11 protein-coding genes are annotated in these 24441 nt (G+C 48.9%); 7 read left to right on the top strand and 4 right to left on the bottom strand.

Annotation, left to right across the window (positions count from 1 at the left end):
• The first annotated feature begins 357 nt into the window (after nt 1-357).
• Nucleotides 358-9633 (top strand): Ig-like domain-containing protein, encoded by a 9276-nt coding sequence (locus BW972_RS19535; RefSeq protein WP_083674036.1) that lies wholly within the window; start codon nt 358-360, stop codon nt 9631-9633.
• Nucleotides 9634-9706: 73 nt separating this feature from the next.
• Here the strand turns inward: BW972_RS19535 and BW972_RS00255 are convergent, their stop codons facing one another.
• A complete protein-coding gene (locus tag BW972_RS00255) occupies nt 9707-11596 on the bottom strand; it encodes a CocE/NonD family hydrolase (RefSeq protein WP_076420302.1) in 1890 nt (629 codons plus the stop codon).
• 153 nt (nt 11597-11749) lie between these two features.
• Between BW972_RS00255 and BW972_RS00250 the strand changes: the two genes are divergently transcribed.
• Both BW972_RS00250 and BW972_RS00245 read left to right on the top strand, forming a co-directional pair.
• On the top strand, nt 11750-12367 hold the full coding sequence (locus BW972_RS00250; RefSeq protein ID WP_076420301.1) for a hypothetical protein: 618 nt from the start codon (nt 11750-11752) through the stop codon (nt 12365-12367).
• 79 nt (nt 12368-12446) lie between these two features.
• The gene (locus BW972_RS00245) at nt 12447-12632 is read left to right on the top strand and encodes a hypothetical protein (RefSeq protein WP_076420296.1); all 186 of its coding nucleotides are present in this window, start codon (nt 12447-12449) and stop codon (nt 12630-12632) included.
• Nucleotides 12633-12635: 3 nt separating this feature from the next.
• On the opposite strand, the gene BW972_RS00240 is transcribed toward BW972_RS00245, so the two are convergent.
• Nucleotides 12636-13328 (bottom strand): TIGR02117 family protein, encoded by a 693-nt coding sequence (locus BW972_RS00240; RefSeq protein ID WP_076420290.1) that lies wholly within the window; start codon nt 13326-13328, stop codon nt 12636-12638.
• A 211-nt stretch (nt 13329-13539) separates the two neighbouring features.
• Here BW972_RS00240 and BW972_RS00235 point away from each other — a divergent pair, with 211 nt between their 5' ends.
• The 4 genes from BW972_RS00235 to BW972_RS00220 all read left to right on the top strand — a co-directional run bounded on the left by BW972_RS00235 (nt 13540) and on the right by BW972_RS00220 (nt 18550).
• Nucleotides 13540-16098 carry a M14 family zinc carboxypeptidase gene (locus tag BW972_RS00235; protein WP_234986253.1) on the top strand — a complete coding sequence of 853 codons (2559 nt, stop codon included), beginning with the start codon at nt 13540-13542 and terminating at the stop codon, nt 16096-16098.
• Nucleotides 16099-16267: 169 nt separating this feature from the next.
• Nucleotides 16268-16792 carry a DinB family protein gene (locus BW972_RS00230; RefSeq protein WP_076420286.1) on the top strand — a complete coding sequence of 175 codons (525 nt, stop codon included), beginning with the start codon at nt 16268-16270 and terminating at the stop codon, nt 16790-16792.
• Nucleotides 16793-16893: 101 nt separating this feature from the next.
• A complete protein-coding gene (locus tag BW972_RS00225) occupies nt 16894-18333 on the top strand; it encodes an SLC13 family permease (protein ID WP_040573553.1) in 1440 nt (479 codons plus the stop codon).
• 34 nt (nt 18334-18367) lie between these two features.
• Nucleotides 18368-18550 carry a hypothetical protein gene (locus BW972_RS00220; protein WP_076420285.1) on the top strand — a complete coding sequence of 61 codons (183 nt, stop codon included), beginning with the start codon at nt 18368-18370 and terminating at the stop codon, nt 18548-18550.
• Between the two features lie 923 nt (nt 18551-19473).
• Here the strand turns inward: BW972_RS00220 and priA are convergent.
• Both priA and BW972_RS00210 read right to left on the bottom strand, forming a co-directional pair.
• Nucleotides 19474-22005, bottom strand: a complete 2532-nt coding sequence (gene priA, locus BW972_RS00215; RefSeq protein WP_076420282.1) for a replication restart helicase PriA — start codon at nt 22003-22005, stop codon at nt 19474-19476.
• A gap of 273 nt (nt 22006-22278) precedes the next feature.
• Nucleotides 22279-24342, bottom strand: coding sequence for a thioredoxin domain-containing protein (locus BW972_RS00210; protein ID WP_076420280.1), 2064 nt, complete (start codon nt 24340-24342; stop codon nt 22279-22281).
• Between the last annotated feature and the right edge of the window lie 99 nt (nt 24343-24441).

The raw sequence follows: 24441 nt of genomic DNA, 5'->3' as shown, positions 1-24441 counted from the left end.
TTATAATTAATAAAGGTAATAAGCTGTTAAGAACCCTACTCTAACCCTATTAGCCAGTGAGTGTATTTATTGATTATCTGTCGAAATCAGTCTGTGACATCATAGCCGCTATGGTTATAGCCGCTATGCCGGACATTTCTTTGTCCCTTATAAGCCCACCAAAATGACGTTGCCTGGCTTTCTGTGCCTGCTGGGCCAGTAAAAGCCTTTGCTAACCAGGTAACTCTTTCAAAGAGTCCTGCACCTCCCTCCGAAGCTCCTGTAGAGCCTTCGCATGATCCCTATTGCCTTTTGTAACCGAAAACAAGCACCAAAACCCTAATAGCGTGCTCGCAACTCACCTTAAATTTTGAGTATATGAGAAAGAATTTTACACAATTGATTAGTCGTGTTACCAAAACCAAAAGCTTTGTAATCGCCCTCACCAGCCTGATGATTCTGGCTGGGTCTGTGTATTTGATGGCGGCAATACAGCCTATTACAGCAGTTAACTTAGGTGCCACAGTAGATCAAGCAGCAGATGCAGCTTCTCCATCCTTTGTCCCAATAGGAAATGTGGTCATCAGAGAACAAGATGGGAAAGATTTTACAGGAGCAGGAGGAAGCGGCGCAAGTTATAGCTTGATAATTAAAGCAACGGGTAACTGGCAGTTTAACCCAAATAGTCAGACGAGTGTTGCACTTGTAGCAAACTCAGGGGGAAATATTCCTACGTCAACTTTTCGTCCTGTTCTCTCAGCCGATAGAAAAACATTAACCTTTTCGTTAAGTGGGATTTCTGCTGGCAGTAGTCCAGATGTTGTTACAATAAGTGGGATAGAAGTACAGCCTATTTCAGGTATTGTTGCTTTGCCATCAGCAGGAAGTGTTTATATTGAAGGCAATTCAAATATTGTTGGGTTAAGTTCAAATACTACGGTTGCTAATCTTACCATGACACATGGTGTTGCTAATTCAATATCCTTCACCCAACAACCCTCAACTACTGCTGTAAGTGCTATTATGGCTCCTTTTCCAAGTGTATCTGTGCGTGACCAGTTCAACAATATTGTAACTGATGCTACTGGTAGCATTAATTTAAGCTTATCTGGTACGCCTTCTTCTGCGCTTATCACATCTGGAGGAACGGCTTCTCTCTCAAACGGAGTAGCAACATTTAATGACCTTAAAATAGATGAAGGTGGAAACTTTCAGTTGCAAGCGAGTTATGAAAACCTGCAGGTATCCAGCAATAGCTTTGTCGTAAATAACAATACTCCTACTGTAACTGCTGTGTCCCATTGTTTAACAGCGGGAGGAAGTAGTAATACTATAACATTAACAGGTATTAACTTTGTCAGAGGCTCAGTAGTGAGGATTAATGCGGCAGATAGAGCTACCTCCTTTATAAGCACTACCTCATTAACCACTACATTGACCGCTGCAGACCTAGGTACGGCCAGAACGCTAGCTCTAACTGTTTTTAATCCAACCCCATCTGGAGGTTCCTCCAACACTTTCGACTTAGTAGTGCATCCTGTATATAATGTAGGTGCAATAACAGGTGACAATACAGTTTGTGAGAATACACAAGGTGTTACTTACACGGTAGCAGATATCGGTGCGGCAAAGTATAACTGGAGTGTAGGTCCTGGGGCGACAATTGTTTCAGGTGAAACAAGCAATTCTATTACTGTAAATTTCAGTAATACAGCTTCTAATGTTGCTATATCTGTACAGGCAGAGAACGCATGTGGTCAGCTAGGAAGCACTCAAACTCTAAACGTTGCAGTATCGGCATTCCCTACAAACATCAGCGCTGGTGCTAATAGAACAGTTTGTTCTGGCTCAGAGACGACTTTAGGCGCTGGAACTGCTGCACTATCTGGCTATGTATACACTTGGTCTGCTTTAAATGAAGCACCTATTAGCGCCCTGTCAGCTACAGATGTAGCTAATCCAACACTGAATTTACCTGAAAATGCAGGTTCTCAAATCCAGAGTTATACTTACAGACTAAGAGTGAGCAACGGTAGTAATACTGATTGCTATAGGGAGGCAGATGTAACGGTGGGTGTTTATCCCAAGATGGTGATCAGTGTTAGTCCGGTAGCAGACGTATGCCCAGGCGATGAAATCCGTCTAGTGTCAAACGGTACGGAGAATGATACCTATGCCTGGACAGGACCTAACGGTTTCACTTCTACACAGCGTTACCCTATTATAACTAATGCTGCGGAAGCTAATGAAGGGGAGTATACAGTAGAGGTTACCAACTCAAATGGTTGCAAAGGTACTGCCAGCACTAGCGTTACAGTAAAGCCAAAGCCTGTTGTTGCTTTGTCTGCAAGCAAAACCGCAATCTGTGAAGGAGAGTCAGTCGAGTTGAGCGCTTCCGGTGCCGATACTTATGCATGGTCAGGTACAGGAGTACCGTCAGGAAATACCAGCAGTAGGGTCATCGTTACCCCAAGCACTACTACAACATATAGAGTGGTTGGCACAACCAATGGCTGCGAGTCTATCGAGCAAACTATTACAATTAATGTAACACCATCACTTGAGCCGGGTACAATTACCGGCACGACAACCTACTGCCATAATGAAACAGCAACAAAATTAACTGCTACGGCTACAGGAGGTGGCACTGCCACAAAATCCTATACTTGGGAGCGAAGTGCTACTGGATCAAGCCCTTGGACCGTAGTTGGAGAAGAGGAAGACTATACCCCCCCTACGACTACAGTAGGTAGGACCTACTACAGAAGAACAGTGAAAGCGGGTGAATGTACTAGAACAACTGAACAACCTATAGCCGTTATAGTAAGTGCAATACCCGAGGTACCAACTGTAACAGGTGGAGAAGTTTGTGACAGTGGACCTGTTACACTTAAGGCAGATTTTGGAAGTAATGGAACAATTGTAAGATGGTATTCCAGCGCTACAGGTGGCGAACCGTTAGAAGAAGGTAGCTCATACACCACACCAAGCCTGACAACAACCACTACTTATTATGCATCTAGTTACAATATTGCAACTAGTTGTGAAAGTGCACGAGTTGCTGTTACAGCTACTGTTAACGAGCTTCCTACTGTCAGTATCACTACAGATTTGGCCACAGAATATTGTACATCTCAGACGGCAATCACTTTAGCTGGCTCACCATCAGGTCAGGGCGGTTCATTCCGCATTTTGAAGAACGGAACAGAAGTAGCCACAGGTGCTAGCTTTAATCCAAGTACTTTAGGAGCCGGAACGTATATTATAGAATATAGCTTTACAGACGGCAATACTTGTACCAATACAACCACTAAAACTGTTACGGTAAAGCAGCAGCCAACTGTAACTGTAACTGCGGATCAAGAGATATGCCTAGGGAATTCTGTATCCTTGACGGCGAGCGGAGCCTCTACTTATCGCTGGGAGCCAGCTACAGGCCTTAGCGCCACCACAGGAGCTACTGTTTCTGCCAGACCTACTCAAACCACTACCTACACCGTGTATGGTACAACAAATGGTTGTGAGTCTGTGGCTAAAACTGTAACAGTAACAGTTAATCCATTGCCTGATGCTTCTATCACTGTATTGGGGCCACCGCAGTTTTGCGCCGGTTCATCTGTTACATTAAGAGCTCCTGATGGCAATTACAGTTATGAGTGGTACAAGGTAGGTAGTACCGGTATACAAAGTGAATTGCAGGAATTTGAAGTGAACACATCGGGCACTTATAGCGTCAAAGTAATAGACAAAATAACTGGTTGTGAGAGCACTTCTCCTGGTACAGAAGTAAGGGAAGGAACACTGCAGTTTGCAATATTTTCATATTCAGGAGCAACAACATTCTGTGAAGGAGGCGAACTAGTTCTTAGTGCTATATCACCTCCTACAGGCCAGACGTATGCTTATCGTTGGATAAAGGATAAGGGGACAGCTAATGAAACGGTTGTCTCTACTTCTAGAGTGTATACTGCAAAGGCTACAGGAGCCTATCAAGTAGAAATTACTGAAACGAGTATTCAGCCGGTTTGTATACAACTTTCTGATCCGTTGGAAATTACTGTACTGCCTCAGCCAACTGCTAACATAACTACAGAAGGCTCAACAATCTGTCAGAACACGGAGGGACCAACTACCTTTACCGTAACCGGAACTTACTCCGGTGGCACAGGTATCTGGGCTGTAACCAATGGCTTTAGCTTTACTGAAACATCTAAGAGCGTTGATGCTGCTGGCCTTACGACATCTATCATAACTGTAACAGCACCATCTTCTGTAAGCAGAATCACTAGCTCAGTAGTTAGCCTGACTACAACAAACCCTGCATCAAAATGTGCTACGCAATCAAAAAGCATAACAGTTACGGTGCAGCCAGCCATAGCAGGAAATGCGATAACAGGGACTACAGAATATTGCCAGGGAGCTTCTGCATCAGCTTTAAGAACAGACGGTACTATAACAGGTGGTACAGGTTCCTATACTTATCAGTGGCAGAGCAGAGCATCAGCCAACGGAACATGGACAACAATTACAAACGCAGCAAGTGCAGACTATATACCTTCAACTGCCGATGGCGGTACTACTTATTACAGACGTTTGGTTAGCTCCGGCCAATGCTTAAATGTTGAGAGCAATGTTATGGCAGTAACAGTTACGCCGACTATTATAAACAACATCAGCACCACTACAACTACTTATTGCCAAAGTGTAGCAGCAGGTGCTATTGGAGGTGCTGTAACGGGTGGTAATGGTACAGGTTCTTATACTTATACTTGGCAGAGCAGTGCATCAGCTAACGGGACATGGACTACAATTACAGGTGCAGCAGGTGCAGATTACACACCTGTAACAACTGTAGCGGGAACTACTTACTACAAGCGTATTGTAACATCAGGAAACTGTGCGAACAAAGAGAGTAACGTAGTTGCAATCACGGTTAATCCATCCATTGTAAATAACATCTCGGGTACTTCAAACTACTGCCAGAATGCTACTGCTTCTGCAATTGGTGGAGCTGTTAGCGGAGGAGATGGGGAGTTTAGCTACTCATGGCGTGTAAAATCAGGTGCAAATGGTAGTTGGGGACCGATTGATGAGGAGGAAGCAAGTTTAACTCCATCGACGGCACAAGCTGGAGAGTTCTATTACAAGCGTATTGTCTCTTCTGGAGCTTGTAAAGATCACGAGAGCAATGAGTTTAAGGTGACAGTTACTCCAACAATTACTCAAAATACCATTGCGGGCAAGCTGGATTATTGTAAAGGCGACCTAGGTCAGGCTCTGAGTGGTGCTGTGACTGGAGGCGATGGCTCAGCAAGTTATACTTACACATGGCAGACAAGCTCTACAGGTGCGGACAACAGCTGGACAAACATCAATAACTCTAACTCGGCAACATATACACCACAGACTTCTACAGCAAATACCACCTACTACAGACGTGGAGTAACTTCAGGCAATTGTACAACTTACAGCACAGCTGTGAAGGTAACAGTTACTGAAACAATTAGTAACAATACCATCACCACCACTGCGCCAGTTACAGGCATTTGCACGGGCACCTCCCCGGGCACGCTGAACGGTACTGCGCCCACAGGGGGCAACGGCACCTACACGTTCGTGTGGCAGAGAAGCACTACGTCAGCTACGACCGGCTTCAGCGACATTGCAAGCACGAACGTGAAGGACTATGAACCTGGAAATCTAACAGAAACAACTTGGTTTAGAAGGTTAGTGAAATCCGAAAACTGCGAAATTGTATCACCTGCTGTTCAAGTTGTAGTGAACCCTGTCATTGCTAACAATAACTTAGCTACCGCAGATCTAACGGTTTGCACGGGCACCTCCCCGGGCACGCTGAACGGTACTGCGCCCACAGGGGGCAACGGCACCTACACGTTCGTGTGGCAGAGAAGCACTACGTCAGCTACGACCGGCTTCAGCGACATTGCAAGCACGAACGTGAAGGACTATGAACCTGGAAATCTAACAGAAACAACTTGGTTTAAGAGAAAGGTTATTTCAGGCGGGTGCGAAAGTATAACAACCGCAGCAATCAAGGTGACTGTTACTCCACAAATTACAGGCAACTCAATTGCAGGTTTACAAACGGTCTGCTCTGGTGCGACTATTGCTCCACTTGGACAGAAGCCAAATACAACACTTTCTGGAGGATTCAACAATAGTTTTCAGTGGGAACGGCGGGTTGGTACAACTGGAAACTGGACTGCAATCGCAAACGCTACTAATGCCTCTTATACTCCTCCTGTACAAACAGTAACCTCAACTACTACGACGTACTATAGAAGAGTAGTTAGCGGTGGAGGCTGCTCCAACACTAGTGTGGATGAGGTTTACGTGAGGGTTAACCCGCTGCCAGCAAAACCGACTATTACAAACCTGGCATCTTCTTATTACACAGGTGATGCGCCAGTGGCCATGGCAGCTTCTCCATCTAATTCAAGTGGAGAGTTCAAAGTGGTTAACTCTTCTGGGGAGACAGTTTCAACAACTTCAACCTTCGCTCCTTGTTCTCTGGGAGCAGGAACTTATACTGTTACTTATACCTATAAAGCCGGTGGCTGCAGTAATACTTCTGATCCTGTAACTGTACGAGTGATTCAGTCTATTTACAAAGCAGTTGTTACTTCATCTATGAAGCCTTTCTGTAGAGGGGATAATGTAACACATACAGTTAGGGTTTGGAGGGATGCAGAAGTAATTTACCCTTATCTGACCAATGCTGCCGGTGAACCGATAGGTGCAGACGGCTCTCTTGTTGGACCTCAGGAACAACCTGTAGCAAACCCGAACTATGAGTTTCCAGCTAATACACCGGATATAGTTAAACGGTATGCCTGGAGGTATTTTGATCCAATTGTTAGAGGTGGCACTGAAGTAACCAGTGGAATTACATATCAATGGACGAAGAACCAGCTACCAGAAATCGGCTCTAACGGGCAAACATTCTCAAATGCAGGTTTGTCCTCTTTAGATTATTATGCAGTGTATGTTACAGTGGGCGGAGGCGTGTGCGGGCCTAACTTTGACAGGCATTTATCCAGTAGAGCCTATACCGCTGAGCAGGCTAATTATAACATTACACTCAATGCAACGCCAAACCCTGTTTGTCAGGGCCAGCCAGTGACCTTTACTGCAACGCTGCAAGGAGATTTTCCTTGGGTTTCATCAAATTTGAAGCTAAACTGGATGGTTAATGGGGTAGTTGTGAATACTATAGCTTATACTGGTAATAACGCGCAACTACAGTGGACTACAGCAAATCTGAAAAACGGGGATGAGGTGTCAATCGACTTCAACACAGACATTGAAGAATTTGACAAAACCAGTAAATGTCGGGACCGTTCGAATTCCAATACGATTACCATGACTGTGAATGACATCGTGACAGCCACAGCTACTCCAAAGACACCAAGTGTTTGTTTGAATGGTTCAGAAACTTTCTCTGTCAATGTAACATCGACAGGTGTGAATGCAGTGTCTTATGCTTGGACAGTAGGTACGGCTCCTAATGCTCGAACATATAATACTACTATACCAAGCCTGACGATAGGTACTGATGTTACAGCCACCCCAGGTACTTATCCTATAAGTGTAGTAGTCTCTAACACCTGTGAATCTATACCACTTAATCTAGGGTCGCTTACAGTAAAACCAGCTATAACACCGTTCGCGGTCGCGGGTGGTGGCAGTTACTGTACTGGTTCACCAGTTGGTTATCCAATCACTCTGTCAGATTCTGAACCAGGGGTTAGGTATACCTTGCTAAGAGGTACAACTGTGGTTCAGACTTTAGCGGGTACCGGAGAACAACTGAATTTTACTCCAACGAGCGTAACCGGTACTTATACAGTAAGTGCATCTTATGCTACAGCACCTGCTTGTACCATAATGATGACAGGTAACGCTATAATTGGCACTAATCCGCTGCCTAATGTCTACAGTGTAACGGGTGGTGGAGCTTACTGCGCTGGTGCTGCCGGTGTAACAATCAACCTCTCAGGTTCTCAGACAGGAGTGCTCTACAGCCTCAAGAAAGATAATGTTGAGGTAAGGCTTCTTAATGGTACCGGGGGAGCACTAAGTTTTACAGGAATTACCGAGGCAGGTACCTATACTATTGAAGCCACTACAGCTGCACCGGCCAGTTGCCCAAGAGCAATGACTGGCGAAGCTACAGTATATGTTACTACGTTACCTACCAGATTCAATTTGACCGGCGGTGGCAGCTACTGTTCTGGAGGAGCTGGTGTGCCAATTGGGCTGGTGGATTCTGAAATAGGTGTGCGGTATGAACTATATTTTGAAGGTTCAGCCACGGCAGTAGCCTCAGCAAACGGTACGGGTGAAGCAATCGGCTTTGGAAACCAAACTGCAGTAGGTACTTACACGGTAAGAGCGACCAGTATATCGAGTGCAACCGTAGCAGCCTGCCCTCAGGAAATGGGAAGCCTTGCCGTAACCATGGATGAGCTGCCTGAAGCAATCACAGCGCAGAGTGGAAGCTACTGTGAAACAGCAGCTGGTGTAGACATTATCCTGCCATCATCACAGCCTGGAGTGTTGTACCAATTGGTAAGCCTACCTAGTAATACTGACTTGGGCGATGCCAGAACTAGTAGCACGGGAAGTGCCATTAACTTCGGTACTTATAAAGCTGGATCTTACAAAATTGTTGCTTCGAACATAAACACCCGTTGTACTCGCGATATCCCAGTACCTACTATTGTTGAAAACCCAATAATATATGCTACTGGCAATATTATAATCTCTGATGAAAATGGGGTGAAATTAGCAAGTCCAGCAGATATGGAAATGGGTAAAAAGTACACATTTACAGTAGAGTCTAACATTTTGGATGCAAATGATACAGATGAGGCTTCTATTAAGTGGTATATGGGAGATGGCGTAGATGATAATAAATGGAAGTTAATGCAAGAAGGTGGTACTACATTTACGATGACAGAGCCAATGGGTGCGTTGCAGGTGTCAATTCGATGCGATATCCCTACAAACCCTGGTACTTGCTACGATATACGGGCTATGTTGACTGTTGACACTACTCCAATCATCCCACTCCCTGTAGAGCTCCTCTACTTCAACGCCACCAAACGCGGAGCTGATGTAGTGCTGGATTGGGCGACGGCTTCGGAGCAGGACAACAAGGGCTTCGAGGTGCAGGTGTCGAGTGATGCGAAGACTTTCAGAGTGCTGGGCTTCGTGGAGTCGAAAGTGAATACGACCAGCCTGAAGCAGACCTACAGCTTCGTGGACAAAGAGAATGGCAAGCAGGGCGTGCGTTACTACCGACTGAAGCAGGTGGACCTGGATGGCAAGGTTGAGTTCTTCAACATCAAGGCGGTGCACTTCGATGAAGTGTCGGTGAACAAAGTGAAGGCTTATCCGAATCCATTCCATTCGGAGGTGGAACTGAGCATCGATGCGGAGCTGGACGGAGAACTGCAGATCACGGTTACTACGGCCACTGGCCAGCAACTGCTGCAGCGAAGCGTGCAGGTGGCGAAGGGTACCAACATCGAGAAGCTCACGCTTGATCCAAACCTGCCACGTGGGGTCTACATCATCTCAACCCGCATGGGAGATTTCAACAATCATTTCAAATTACTCAAACAATAGACTATTAGGGTTTAATAAGAAAACCCCGGGTATTTTACCCGGGGCTTTTATTTTTTATACCTATAGCATTTGCTTAGAGCACCTTCACCTTCAGACTGGTTGGCTGCTGTGGTGAGTGGTATACCTTGTGGGTGGCCTTGATGAAGTCTTCCTCATCGGCCTCAAAAATATTGTCTACATATTTCTGCGGGTTACGGTCCACCAGCGGGAACCAAGTACTCTGGATCTGCACCATGATGCGGTGGCCTTTTTTGAAGGTATAGAGCACATCCTGCAATTCCACATTGACAGCTGCCACTTGGTTAGGTACAAAAGGCTCCGGTTTTTCAAAGCTGTTGCGGAAGCGGCCGCGAAACACTTCGCTGCGCACCATCTGCTGATAACCACCCATCGGTTTGTTCTGCTGGTGTGTGTAGGCCTGGTGGTCGTCTGGGTATACGTCGATCAGCTTCACCACCCAATCGGCGTCAGTGCCGGTAGTGGCTACTTTCAGCTGCGCTAGTATCTCGCCTGCCAGTGTGATGTCCTCCGTCAGCACATCGGTCTGGAAAGTCAGCACATCGGGGCGACGGCTGGCGAAACGCTGATCATCGGTCATGTATTCGCGGGTCATACCAGTGGCAACGGCTTCGGTAAATGGTACCGGCTTGGCCGGGTCGCTGATGTACTCGCTGGCTTCGACTGTACCTGCTTCGGGCGCTTCGAAGCTCATCTTGCCATTGGCGTGCAGATATAGCGTTTTCTCCTGAACAGCCTTCGGTGGCCAGGTCTCAAACTCGCGCCATTGGTTGGTGCCGCCTTCAAACATGATGGCCTCCGGCAGTTTTACCGGGTTATTTGCATCATTCTTCAGGTAATGAGTAAAGAACTTAGCCTCTACGTCCTGCTGATACCAGGGCGAGTGCGCCTGCCCAAAATGTACGTTGCCGATGCTGCTGCCGTCACCGCGGGCCCAGCCACCGTGCACCCATGGCCCCATTACCAGCATGTTGGTTAGTTTTGGGTTGTTCTTTTCGATGTGCTGGTAGATTTTGAGCGGACCGTACAGGTCTTCGGCATCGTACCAGCCGCCAACGGTCATTACGGCAGTGCCTTTCAGGTTTTTGAGGTGTGGCAGAATGTTGCGGTCCTGCCAGAACTTGTCGTAGTTGGGGTGTGCGGCCATCTCGTTCCAGAAAGCCACTTTGTCTTTATAGTATACCTCGTTTGCATTCTTCAGCGAACCCATGCGCATGAAAAACTCATAACCATCCGGAGTGCCGTGGTCGAAACGGGGATTGCGGTTTGGGGTAGGTTCCGGACGGGGCAGACCGAAGCTGGCCAGGAAATTAAAGGCATGCGGAAGAAAGAAAGCGCCGTTGTGATGGAAGTCATCCCAGAACCAGTCTGCAATCGGGGCCTGTGGTGACACGGCCTTGAGCGCCGGGTGATTGCTCATCAGACCAGCAGCCGCGTAAAAGCCGGGATAGGAGATACCCCACTGTCCGACACGTTTGTTGCTGTTCTTGAGGTTCTTCGTGAGCCACTCCACAGTGTCGTAGGTGTCGGTGCTTTCGTCTATGGCCTTCTTGCCTTTCTTATTAGGCACATGCGGGGTCATGTTCACAAAAGTGCCTTCCGACATATAAGCGCCGCGTACATCCTGGTACACAAAGATATACCCGTCGCGCATCATAGTTGTGCTGGGGCCAAGGGAGGTCTTGTAACCTTCTTTGTATGGGCCAGCCGAATAAGGGGTGCGGTTGAGCATGATCGGGTACTTTTTGCTCTGATCTTTTGGGGAGTAAACCACGGTGTAAAGCTTTTTGCCATCGCGCATCGGTACCTGGTACTCCTGCTTGGTGTAGTTTTCCAGGATAAAGAGGGAGTCCTGGTTGACCCGCTGGGCAAGTGCCTCACCCGCATACAGCCACACGGCCAGCAGCAGGAAAAACGCTCTTAAGTAAAGGGTGTTTTGTCGCATTGGAAGAGGTTTATGTTTAATGAAGATTGTTTTTCTGCCTGAATATAGCCATTCCGGCGTATAAGTAATAAAGCGTGCTTTTAGATTTTGACCAGGGCAGGATTATAGGAGAAGCTATTTTATAAAATCACATCAACTTTAAGGAATGAGCATATGGAAAACCGTTTACATCCCACCGATTACGAAGAGGGACGACCACCAAAGCGACCTTACCATGAAAACAGGTTGGTTACGCAACTGAAGAAGCCTGCCGTGTTTATTCCTTTACTACTGACACTTGCTTTTCTGGTCATTCTTCTGTTCATCAACTCCTCTAAAAATACACAGCTCAGCGAAGCCCGGGAACAGGCAGCGCAGGAAAGGGAGGCAATTGTCACGCAAGCCAATCAGCGGGTATCCGAAAATACTACTTATTTCCTACGAACGCTGATGATCCCTTTTTCGTGGTCTGTGAGGTCGGCAATGTTGTCGAGGAACATGGAGCAGGTGGACCAGTACCTGTATGCGTTTGTGCAGGAGCCTAGATTTGAGTTGGTGCTATTGGCTGACAACAGTGGAAAGATCATCAGTACCACAAACCAGAAGTATAAAGGGGAATTGTTTGCAGATCATTTTCAATCCTCACTACTACAGGCAGAATCTATCACATTGGATACGAGTGACTCTACAAGCATCAAAGTAGCTGCGCCCATCATGGGGCTCAACTCAAAATTAGGGACGCTCTATACAGTCTACACGCCAGATAAACCCATCACAGCGGACGGAGAATAGGCAATAATATATGCGATGTTAAGATTATATATATTCGTTAAAAACAATATATTTGAGGATAAACATCAAGCTACTACATATGAAAACGCCTAACATTACGAAAAGAGATATCAAATGCTTTCTGCTAGGTTTATTAACTGTCTACGCTGTTGACATTGCTGTAAACTGGGAAAGTCACAAAACAGCTTTTATACAGGGTGTTGAAGATGGTTCTGCTGATGCCGCCAAATCGACAGAAAGACTAAGATTAGAAGAGACTAAGTAGAATCTACTCCCGCACCTGCCGCATCACCACAAATGAAAAAGGAGCCCATAGAGCGGCCCTGTGGCCCATGGCTTTGAGTCCGCCGTTTACCCAGCTGTTGCAGGTCTTGAAGAGGTGAAACTTGCCGTTTGCTTCGTAAAAGTTGTCGCATGAATGGTAGCCTCCGCCTTCGATCAGCAAAAACTCGCCATTGGCCTGCTTCTGAAAACTGTCCAGGATATACTGCACCAGCGCCTGGTACTGCTCCTGACTTATGATCACGGGCTGCTGGTATCTGTTTTGCCGGAGCGGTTTGGCGATGTACTCCACGTGCATGGCTGTGCGGGTGGGCCAGAAGAGGGAGGTGATGGCGGTGGTAAGGGTGAGGTCTTTCCATTCGGGTGTTTCCATGTAAAACTGCCGGTCGCCCCAGCCGAAGCCCACGTGGGTAAAGGAGCTGTCGGCGCCGGAGAAGTCCTGCACGTACAGCTTATCGCGCCAGTCTATGATGTCGGTTTTGACGGGCAGCACTAGGTCCGTGTGCACACCATTGTCGGTCACGAAGATCTCTATACCTTCGGTGGTTTGGGCATAGCTGCTGTTGACAGGTATACTACCAAGCGTAAGCCCGGCCAGTACGTATAGTACAGTCATCAGGGCCAGTCCTGCCAGAAATGCCAGGAAACCTTTGCCGGTCTTTCGCCAAAACAGATACATAGCTATAGGTACGCACATAAAGAGTTTGATGTCAGGTATAGAAAATAAACCGAAGCCCGCCTGCTAAAATTCCCCCTTAAATAGTCTACTCTTCTCCGGATCATTGTATAGACAGGCTTTGTAGGTATAAAATTGTCAAATTCAGCTTTTTTGCGCAGATTGTACCTTTATTTCCTTTACCATCAACATACCTTCTTTTAAGCAATTGATCATGCAAAACACAATGAAGCGATTGTTCGCTTTTGCCCTCGTGTTGCTGAGTTTGCAGACGGTCCTGGCACAGCAGCAGGCCTTACAGACACCGGCGCAATTCCTGGGCTATACCCTGGGCGAAGAATTTACAATGCATGCCCGCATCACAGACTATGTAAATTACCTGGCACAGCAGGCTCCGAACCGCATTCGGGTACAGGAGTACGGCAAAACCTATGAAGGAAGACCATTGCTGCTGGCTTATGTGGCCAGCGACGAAAACCTGCCGCGCCTCGAGCAAATACGGGAGAATAACCTGCGTCAGGCAGGTATAGCCAACGGACAGGTGCAGGGCAAGCAGCCGGCTATACTTTGGATGAGTTACAACATCCACGGCAACGAGTCGGTGAGCAGCGAGGCGGTGCTGCAGGTACTTTACGACCTGGTGGATCCTAACAATCAGCAGACGAAAAAGTGGCTGGAGAATACCGTAGTGATCCTGGACCCATGCGTGAATCCGGATGGGCGTGAGCGCTATGTGCAGTGGTACAAGCAGACGCAGAACCGGGGTGGCAACGCCTCGCCATACGCCTGGGAGCACTACGAGCCCTGGCCGGGCGGCAGACCGAATCACTACTACTTTGACCTGAACCGCGACTGGGCCTGGCAGACACAGATTGAGTCGAAGCAGCGCATGGCACAGTACAATCAGTGGCTGCCGCAGGTACATGCCGACTTCCACGAGATGGGGCCGGAGCAGCCTTACTATTTCTCGCCGGCCGCCAAGCCTTTGCACGAGAGCATCACGCCATGGCAGCGCGATTTTCAGTACACCATAGGCGACTACAACCGCCAGTACTTTGACCAGAACAACTGGCTCTACTTCACCCGCGAAAACTTCGACCTCTTCTACCCAAGCTACGGCGATACCTGGCCTACCTTTAACGGCGCCATAGGGATGACCTACGAGCAGGGCGGCTCCGGTCGTGCCGGTCTGGCTTACAAGAAACAGGACGGCGACACGCTCACCTTGACTGATCGTATCGCGCACCACCACATCGCCAGTCTGGCTACTTTGCAGGCCACAGCCGAAAAGGCTGACCAACTCACGCAGGAGTTCCGCAAGTATTATGATAATAACCTGAAGAAGCCGGGCGGTGACTACAAGACCTTTGTGTTCCGGGCTGACGACCGTAGCGCCGGCAACATGAAAGCCCTGACCGACTACCTTGACCAGCAGCAGATCCGGTATGGCTATGCGGGCAAGAGCAGCTCCGCCAAAGCCTTTAACTACGCCAACGGTAAAGAGGAAAGCGTACGGGTGAATCAGAATGACCTGGTGGTGAGCATGTACCAGCCGAAATCTACGCTGGTGAAGGTGCTGTTCGAGCCAAATTCAAATCTGGAGGATTCGCTGACCTATGATATCACTTCCTGGGCCATGCCTTACGCCTTTGGTTTGCAGGCCTATGCATTGAAGAGCCGTCTGGAGCCAAGTAACCAGAAGCCAGCCAAAGCAGCCAATGCTATTTCGGTCGAGCGACCATTTGCCTACCTGGCCCGCTGGAACAGTCTGCAGGACGTGAAATTCCTGACTGAGCTGATGGCACAGAAGGTAAAGGTGCGCATGTCTGAGAAGCCGTTCGAGATGGATAACCGCCAGTACGATGCGGGTACCCTGATCATCACCCGCACCGGCAACGAAGGTATGGGCGACAAGCTGGATGCTGTGGTGCGGGCAACTGCCGAGAAACATGGCATCACCCTACAAGCTTCCACGACAGGCTTTGTGAGCAGCGGTGCTGACTTCGGTTCGGGCAGCGTGCGTTTCCTCAAGATGCCAAAGGTAGCACTTATGTCAGGTGAGGGGGTGTCACCTTACGCTTTTGGTGAGATCTGGCACTACTTTGAGCAGCAGATCGGCTACCCGGTGACGGTGCTCGGCACCAGTTATTTCGGCAACGTGCCGCTGCACGAGTTTGATGTGCTGATCTTACCTGCCGGATCTTACGGCCGTGTGCTGAACGAGCAGGCGCTGGAGCAGGTGAAAAACTGGGTGCGCGGCGGTGGCAAACTGATTGCCCTGGAAAGTGCTGCTGGCTTCCTGGCCGGTAAGAAGGATTTCAATCTGCAAAAGAAAAATGGTGGCGAAGCTGCTGAGAAAGATAAGGCTAAAGAAACGAAAGAAGATCCTTACCGTCTGCTGCGTGCCTACGGCGACCGTGAACGCGATGCCATTTCAGAAGATGTGCAGGGCAGCGTGTTCCGTGTGAACCTCGACAAAACCCATCCACTGGCTTTCGGCTACGGCGATACCTACTATGCCCTGGTTCGCACTTCCGACACCTTCAGCTTCATGAAAGACGGCTGGAACGTAGGGGTGCTCAAGAAGGACAACTATGCTACCGGTTTCGTAGGTGCCAAAGCGAAAGAGCGCCTGAAAGATGCCCTGATCTTGGGTACGCAGCCGATGGGCAGAGGGCAGGTAGTATACCTGGCTGACAACCCGCTGTTCCGTGGTTTCTGGCACAACGGCAAGTTGCTCTTCGGCAATGCCGTGTTCCTGGTGGGGCAGTAATCATTGCGCTGACTTACCAATTAGTAATAAAGGAGTTATACTTTTACAAAAGCAGCGGCCTGACTTCAGTGAGTCAGGCCGCTGCTTTTTATTTGCAACGCATATTAGGATACGCGTATAATTTGTACCTTCACGTATACCTATAATCCTATTACCAAAACCCAAAACTATGGATAAGATGATCAGTGCGCCTAATCCAGCTGAATACGACGAGTTCTTCAATAGCTATATTGGCAATGCCAATACTGATGACCTGCTGTCTGCCCTGGCCGCTAGCGAAGAGTACATTGTCAACTTCATGCTTTCGCTTAAAGAGCAGCAGTTAAACCACCGCTACCAGCCCGGCAAGTGGTCGATCAAGGAGATGCTGGTGCACATGGCTGATACCGAACGCATATTTGCTTACCGTGCCCTCTGCTTCGCCCGCAATGATAAGAAGGAGCTGCCCGGATTTGACGAAAATGCCTATGCAGAAAATAGTAAGGCAGATACAAGACAAATAACGTCCATTTTGGCTGAGTATGCCGCTGTCCGCCAGGCCACTATCGAACTGTTCAAAGGCTTTGATGACGAAATGCTGAATCACACAGGTATAGCCAGTGGCCGTAGGGTATCGGTAAGAGCACTGGGCTTTGCTATTCTGGGGCATGAAATCCACCACCTCAACATTATCAAGCAGCGTTACCTGGTCTAGCCCAAACTATTGAAGAACAGGCAGGTATAGCTTCATTCTTTTTGCCCAATCCTATTGCGTAGATCTGCTGCTTCTGCAGGTTTATCGCTATATTTATAACCATGACTTTAAGCAGAAGAAACATAGGTTTGCTGCTGGCGCCTCTGCTGGCTGTTATCATGTGGTGGCTGACCGGTGGACTGGAGCCCCAGGCCCGGAAGGTGGCGACTATCATGGTGTTCTGCCTGGCTTTCTGGATGACTGAGGTGATTCCGCTCTCGATGACTGCCTTCCTGGGAGTGGTTATGGCCATCCTGACAGGTATAGCCGATATCAATACGGCTTTCCAAAACCTCGGGCACCCTATCATCCTGCTCTTTATCGGTAGCTTTCTGCTGGCCCGCTCCATGACCCGCCACGGCCTCGACAAACGGATTGCCCTCTTTATTCTGTCCCGAAAAGTTTTCCAGAAAAGCCTGTTCAGCATGTTTCTGGGCTTCTCGCTGGTGTCGTACGTGCTGTCGATGTGGGTGAGCAACTCCGTGACGGTGGCCATGCTGCTGCCGCTCATGATTGGGGTGTTACAACTCATTCAGGAGCCTGAGTCACGTAAGAGCCCTGCGCCTTTCTTTCTGTTAGGTATTGCCTACAGCGCCTCTATCGGGGGCGTCAGCACGATAATCGGTTCGCCTCCCAACCTGATTGGAGTGAACTACCTGGCCAAAGAAGGCATCAGCATTGATTTTCTGCAGTGGATGATGATGGCGTTGCCCATCTCGCTGAGTATGTATGCCTTTATGCTGCTCTACGTACGCTGGTTCCTCAAAAAGTTCAGGTTCAGTGCGGAAGGTATAAGAGCTTACGTGGAAGAACACACGCATACCCAACCTCCCATTTCAAAAGGCGAGCAGATCACAATGGGTGTATTTACACTGGCGGTGGTATTGTGGTTGAGTCCGGGCGTGTTTAATCTGCTAGGCATGGAGGCGGCCTATACCTTCATGAGCACCTATTTTGCGGAGAGTACGGTGGCAGTGTTGGCTGCGCTACTGCTGTTCCTGATCCCGCCGGGGCAGGAGAATGGGGGAGAGGGTACGCTGACAGCTGGTGACCTGGTGAAGATAGACTGGGACACGATCCTGCTGTTTGGGGGAGGTATGGCACTAGGGCAACTGGTAGTTACTTCAGGACTCGCCGATGTGATCGGAGCAGGTATAACCTCTTTTATTGATCCGGGGCAGCTGATCATACTGGTGTTTGTGCTGGTGGGCGGCGTGCTCATGCTGACCGAAGTGAGTTCTAATACAGCCATTGCCATTACCTTTGTACCGATTATCATTGGTATACTCAATCAGCTACAGTTGCCGGAGCTATACCCTGTACTGGGCGTAGTAGTGGCCTGCTCCATGGCCTTTATGCTACCTGTAGCAACACCTCCCAATGCCATTGTGTACGGAAGTAAGCAAGTACCTATCAGCACAATGGTGAAAACAGGCCTGGTTCTCAATCTGGTAGGCACGGTCGTCATTACAGCCTGGGTTGTTTTCTATTTATCTCTCTGATTTTATACCTTGTAATTCACCCAATAATAAGCTTATGCCTAATCAACGAATATTCAGAATTTTGCTTGCCATCGCCTGCTTTGTGTTTGCAGGTGTAAAAGGCTGGCAGATCATACAGGGAGAGTACGAATGGATGGACATCTTTTTCCTGATCGCTTTTCTGGGCTTTGGGATCATGTATGTGGTGCTGCTGAACAAGAACAAACCGCAGCAATAGGGGGGTAAAAAAGAGAAAAACCTGAAAGTTAAAAAATGTCTTGGTAGGCATTCCCAACTTTCAGGCTTTCAACTTTTAGCCAAAGGTACTCTTTATACGCCCCTGATTTTAGCAGGGTTACAGATGCTTTCAAAAAAGTAAAATATTTTTTTGAGTAGTTCGTTAGATCATTATTTTGTGATTCTGGGACATCTCAGCGTACAATTTTGTCGAGAATCGCTGTCTTCAGATGTAGGTTAGTAGGGTATGATTTCGTGGCTGCTGTTGTTCATAAAGCCAGCTGGTTGTACATTTTCATGGTCCCTTCTTTGTCGAGGACCCCAACCTCCAAGGGGAATCTCTGCTACTGTCAATCTCACAGGTATAGCTCTGTAGCTTCTGCAGTTTAGTTTGCCAACTCACTCTACACACCCCTGTCCCTCTCAAGAGGGGAATTAGCCGTTACCAGTGCCAAGGATAAGCGCTGTAAGTTTTACCCTATCCCAGCCTTCCCCTAAAAATAAGGGAAGGAGCTGTGCACGATTGTCATCCCCCTGCCCCCTTCAAAGGGGGACCTTTCTGCCACTGCCAGTTCATAGTTATAAGCCTTATTGCTACAGTCACACACCACTGACACGCATTGAAAGACTAACTTGCCCCTTGAGCAATGAAACAAACAGCTTTAGCCAGGTGCACCTTTGGCGCTCCACTGTTCGAGCGTTCAGCGAGTGGGGGTAGGGGCCCTCGATTTGGAGCGTCTTGATTTTTTTGCCTACTTTTTTCATCAAGGAAAAAAGTAGGTGCCCGCCGCACAGGCGAAAAGCCAACTATGCAATAGTTCAACTTGTAACAAGCAACATCTTAGCTACACCATCAGCCCGCTGCACAGGCGAAGCTATGAAACAACTCGGGTTGCTATACCTGCAAAAGTAGATAATATTAGATTAAGCCGGATCCACATCCGCAACCACCCTCACCCCCTTAAAATCAGGCAAGAGATACAGCTGCTGTATCACCTTGGCAATCGCCTGTTTGGCAGCTCTTAGGTTAACATTCTCCCGCGGCAGCTTCACATGGATCTCATTCAGGAAAAGATTCCGGATCTTAAAGATATACGGCACTTCAGGCCCCAGCACCAGCTGCGCACCCAACTGATCGGTCAGGTCCTTAGCTAGCACAATAGCAGCATTTTCGGAGATCTTCTCATCAGCATGCTTTACCGTGATGCGGATCATGCGGGTAAAAGGAGGATAACCAAATCGCATGCGCTCCTCTATTTCGTGCTCGTACAGTGAAGTATAGTCGTTGCTGTGCACCTTGCGGAAGATCGGTTGTAGCGGGTCGCGGGTCTGGATCAGCACCGTACCCGGCTTGCCTTTACGGCCGGCACGGCCGCTCACCTGCACAAAAAGCTGATAGGCCCGCTCGTGCGCCCGGAAATCAGGGAAGTGGATGATGCTGTCAGCGTTGAGTATACCTACCAGACTCACGTTCTCAAAGTCCAGGCCTTTGGTCACCATTTGGGTACCGATCAGCACATTGGTTTTGCCGCTCTCGAAGTCGGCGATGATCTGCTGGTAGCTGTTTTTCTTCTTGGTCGTGTCCAGGTCCATGCGCTGTACCTCGGCGTTTGGCAGCATCAGCTTCAGGTCATCCTCCACCTTCTCAGTACCGAAGCCCATGCTTTTGAGCGTGGTAGCGCCGCAAGCCGGACAGTCGTGCGGCATGCGCTCGTGGTAGCCGCAGTAGTGGCAGCGCAGTTCGTTGTTATACTTGTGGTAGGAGAGACTCACAGCACAGTTCCGGCACTTGGGAATCCAGGAGCACTCGTCGCAGCTGATAAAAGGGGCATAGCCACGGCGGTTCTGGAACAGGATCACCTGCTCGTGTCGCGCCAATCGTTCCTCAATGGCGGTGACCAATTTACCCGAGAAGTGATTGTGCATGTTCTTGCGGTGCTGCTCCTCCCGCACGTTGATCAGCTCAATAGCAGGCAGCTGCGCCTCCCCGAAACGTTTGCTCATCGTCACCAGTCCCCAGCGGTTGGTCTTGCAGTTATAATAGGTCTCGATGGAAGGCGTTGCAGAGCCGAGCAGCGTCTTTGCCCCCTGCAGGTGCGCCATCATCAGGGCCGTTTCGCGGGCGTTGTAGCGGGGAGCCGGATCATACTGCTTATAGCTAGGCTCGTGCTCCTCGTCGACAATGATAAGCGACAGGTTATGGAAAGGCAGGAATACGGCCGAGCGCACGCCTACTACCATCTGGAAACGACCAGACAGCACACCCTGCCATACCTCCGCCCGCTCATTGTCAGAGAACTTGGAGTGGTAAATACCCAGCTTATCGCCAAACACCTTCATCAGACGCGTTACAATCTGAGCGGTCAGTGCAATTTCGGGCAACAGGTATAGCACCTGTCCGCCTGCCTCCAGGGCATGCTTGATCAGGTCGATGTATACCTCGGTTTTACCACTGCCTGTTACGCCGTGTAGCAGTACGGTGTCTTTCTCTTTGAAGAGGCCCAGTATCTCATCCTTGGCCTGCTCCTGGTGCTCCGACAGCTTCATGGGCTGCAGCGGCACCGTATTATCTACAGGGAAGCGGGAAATAATCTGGTCAAACTGTTCCAGCACGCCTTTTTTGATCAGCGAGTCGATGGATGACTTGGAAAGGTGCGGGTTGTTTGCCAACGCACTTTTCTCTATACCTGCCGCATTGAGGTGGATGTTCTGATGCACCGGCACCTTCTGCAGGTAGTTGAGCAGGATGTCAAGCTGCTTGGGCTTAGTAGCGAGTTGATTGAATAACTCCTCCAGCATCCCTTCCTCCTGCACAAAATGCTCTGTCAGGCGGATCTTCTTCACCACTTTAGGAGAAAAACGGTCACTTACCTGCTCAAATATAATGATCGCCTCTTTCTGGATCAGCGACTTGATGTACTTATGGTAGCTCTTCACCTGTAGCAGGTTGCCTATTTCGGTAAAGGTAAGCGCCGGGTTTTGCTGCAGGGCGTAAATTATCTTAACCTCCTGCGAGGCCAGAGGTATGTCGTCTTCTTCAGGGTTAAAGTGCGGGTGCAGCTGTATGCGCGACTCGCTGCTGAGCTTGAGTGCCGAGGGTAGGGCCGCATTGATCACCTCACCAATGGTGCACATGTAGTAGTCCGCGATCCAGCGGAAGAGCTTAAGCTGCGGAGCTGTCACGATCGGTTTGTCGTCCAGTACATCCAGAATATACTTTGCCTGATAGTCGGCAGGGGCATTTTCATGGATGTCGGCGACGATGCAGCTGAGTACCCGTTTGGCTCCGAACTGCACAATCACCCGGGCACCCACCAGCACCTCGTCGTTCATTTCGAAGGGAATGCGGTAGGTATAGAGCTTGGGCAGCGGCAATGGCAGAATCACGTCAGCAAAGAGGGTGACGCGGTCCACGGCCGGCTCCGGCGGGTAATTGAAATTGAGTAACTCAGACAAGGGCGCAGGTATAGGTTGTACATGCAAATGTCGCAAAAAAGCATGTAAATCCCGAAGGCTTTGTAGGAGAGAGGTTATGCCTCATTATGGCTATACCTGAATAGCTTGCGTATTCAGGACTTCAATGCTATCTGTTCAAGATTTAACGAATTTTGTTGTCATTTCGACCAGAGAGAGAAATCTGGGATAACATTATTCATCATTCAGATTTCTCCCTCTGGTCGAAATGACATGATAATGCTTGAGTTAACCCTGATGTCAATAGTCCTCTACTTACAGCGTCGGAAACTTGGGCTCCTGCCCTGAACTCTTCTGTAACTGCTCCAGAGCCTCTGCCGCCGTGTGTACCGGCAGCTGACAGGTTTTGTTATAGCACACATACACTGTCGTTTTTCCATTGATAGCGCTGCGATCCTTCAGTAGGGGTAGCTCACTCTGGCTTTCAGTACCGGCCAGCAGCATGTTCGGGATGTAGAACGAACTGAGTTCAGAGCGCATCTCCGGAGCCAGATGTCCTACGATGGCCACTTCGGCGGTTGGTTGCAGTTTGTGGAAGCAGAGGCTGGCCCAATTGCCCATGTGGCCGGGTTCTTTTACAACCAGCTCTTTTACCTGCGATAGCATGGTGTCGGAGAGTTGCTGGTAGCGCTCCTCGTCAAAATACAACCCCAGCAGGTATAGGTTGGTGGCCATCACGGAGTTGGAGGAAGGAATCACATTGTCGAGCAGTTCTTTTTTGCGGGCCACCAGTTTCTCTGCGTTCTGGTCGGTGAAAAAGAACAGCTGCTCCTGCTCATCGAAGAAGTTGGCTAAGGTATAGTCCGTCAGCTGCCTGGCCTCCTGCAGGTATTTCTCGTCAAAGGTGATTTCGTATACCCGGATCAGTGCCCGGATCAGCAAAGCGTAGTCTTCCAGGAAAGCGTCAATAGAAGCCGTTCCTTTCTTATAGTTGCGGTATAGCTTGTCGCCCTGCTTCAGGTGCTGCAGTAAGAAATCAGCATTACGGACAGCCAGATGCAGGAAGTGCTTGTTTCCGAAGGTATAGTAAGCATCAGCCAGGCCCTTGAGCATGATGGCGTTCCAGGAGCAGAGGATCTTGTCGTCCAAACCCGGCCGGATGCGCTGTGATCTTACTTCCATCAGCTTCTCTTTCCAGGTCTTGACCATTTCCTCCAGCACCTCCAGCTCCAGTTCGTTTTCCTTAGCAAAGTGCTCATCACTGATGCGGCGGTGCAGGATATTCTGCCCATGCTCAAAATTGCCGGTAGTAGTCACATGGTAGTATTTCGCCAGGATGGGCTCCTCTTCTTTGAACAGGTCCTGCAGCTCTTTGCGCGTAAACACATAGAACTTGCCTTCCACGCCCTCACTGTCAGCATCAAGCGATGAATAAAACCCGCCCTCTTCGCTCATCAGTTCACGTTCTGCAAAGGCAATCGTTTCATACACAACATCTTTGTAGAGCGGTTCCTTGGTCAGCTGATAAGCTTCTGAATAAAGACTGATCAGTTGGCCGTTGTCGTACAGCATTTTCTCGAAGTGCGGTACCAGCCATTTCTCGTCAACCGAGTAACGGGCAAATCCCCCACCGATCTGGTCATAAATACCGCCGTAGGCCATTTCATGCAATGTGAGATTCAGGTGCTTCAGTGCTGCATCGTCTTGGGTGTGATAGTAGTAGCGGAGCAGAAACAGGTAATTGGCCGGCATCGGAAACTTCGGTGCTTTGCCTAGTCCCCCGTACTTTTTGTCGAACTGCCTGGCCAGGTTGCGATACATTTCCTCAAACTCCTCCTCACTTGGTGCTGACTGGCTTTGGGATAAGCCAAACCTTTGCAATTCACTCAGGTTGAGGTGCTGCACAAACTGCTCAGCCGATTTGTCGAGCTCCTGTCGGTTTTTCTTGTAGGCCTCAGAGATATTGAGCAACAGGTTTACCCATTGCTGCGGCGTAAAATAGGTGCCGCCATAAAACGGCTTGGCTTCTGAGTTCAGGAAGACATTAAGTGGCCAGCCTCCCTGCAATCCCATTGCCTGCAATGCATCCATGTGCACGGCATCCAAATCAGGGCGTTCTTCCCGGTCTACTTTGATGCACACGAAGTGCTTGTTCATCACTTCGGCAATTTTTTCATCTTCGAAGGACTGATGCTCCATCACATGGCACCAGTGGCAGGCGGCGTAGCCGATACTCACCAGGATGGGTTTATCTTCCTGCTTTGCTTTCAGGAGTGCTTCTTCGCCCCATGGATACCAATCCACCGGGTTATAGGCATGCTGTAGCAGGTAAGGGCTACTCTCGTTAATCAGTCTGTTCGGATTTCTGTCTTTGGCCATCGTCATTTCTTTTGCAGGCTGTTAGCACTCTATACCTACGGTCAGGGCTTGCAAAAGTATGCTTGGGGCATCTGGATTATCTCTGGAGAAGGGCAGGAG

Source organism: Pontibacter lucknowensis (assembly GCF_900156415.1).
Classification (GTDB): domain Bacteria; phylum Bacteroidota; class Bacteroidia; order Cytophagales; family Hymenobacteraceae; genus Pontibacter; species Pontibacter lucknowensis.
Note: the sequence above shows the minus strand (reverse complement) of the source record. Positions and strands in the feature narration are given on the sequence as shown.

Coding starts and splice junctions, on each gene's coding strand:
- BW972_RS19535 (WP_083674036.1), top strand. CDS start 358: ATGAGAAAGAATTTTACACAATTGATTAGTCGTGTTACCAAAACCAAA.
- BW972_RS00255 (WP_076420302.1), bottom strand. CDS start 11,596: ATGCGACAAAACACCCTTTACTTAAGAGCGTTTTTCCTGCTGCTGGCC.
- BW972_RS00250 (WP_076420301.1), top strand. CDS start 11,750: ATGGAAAACCGTTTACATCCCACCGATTACGAAGAGGGACGACCACCA.
- BW972_RS00245 (WP_076420296.1), top strand. CDS start 12,447: ATGAAAACGCCTAACATTACGAAAAGAGATATCAAATGCTTTCTGCTA.
- BW972_RS00240 (WP_076420290.1), bottom strand. CDS start 13,328: ATGTATCTGTTTTGGCGAAAGACCGGCAAAGGTTTCCTGGCATTTCTG.
- BW972_RS00235 (WP_234986253.1), top strand. CDS start 13,540: ATGCAAAACACAATGAAGCGATTGTTCGCTTTTGCCCTCGTGTTGCTG.
- BW972_RS00230 (WP_076420286.1), top strand. CDS start 16,268: ATGGATAAGATGATCAGTGCGCCTAATCCAGCTGAATACGACGAGTTC.
- BW972_RS00225 (WP_040573553.1), top strand. CDS start 16,894: ATGACTTTAAGCAGAAGAAACATAGGTTTGCTGCTGGCGCCTCTGCTG.
- BW972_RS00220 (WP_076420285.1), top strand. CDS start 18,368: ATGCCTAATCAACGAATATTCAGAATTTTGCTTGCCATCGCCTGCTTT.
- BW972_RS00210 (WP_076420280.1), bottom strand. CDS start 24,342: ATGGCCAAAGACAGAAATCCGAACAGACTGATTAACGAGAGTAGCCCT.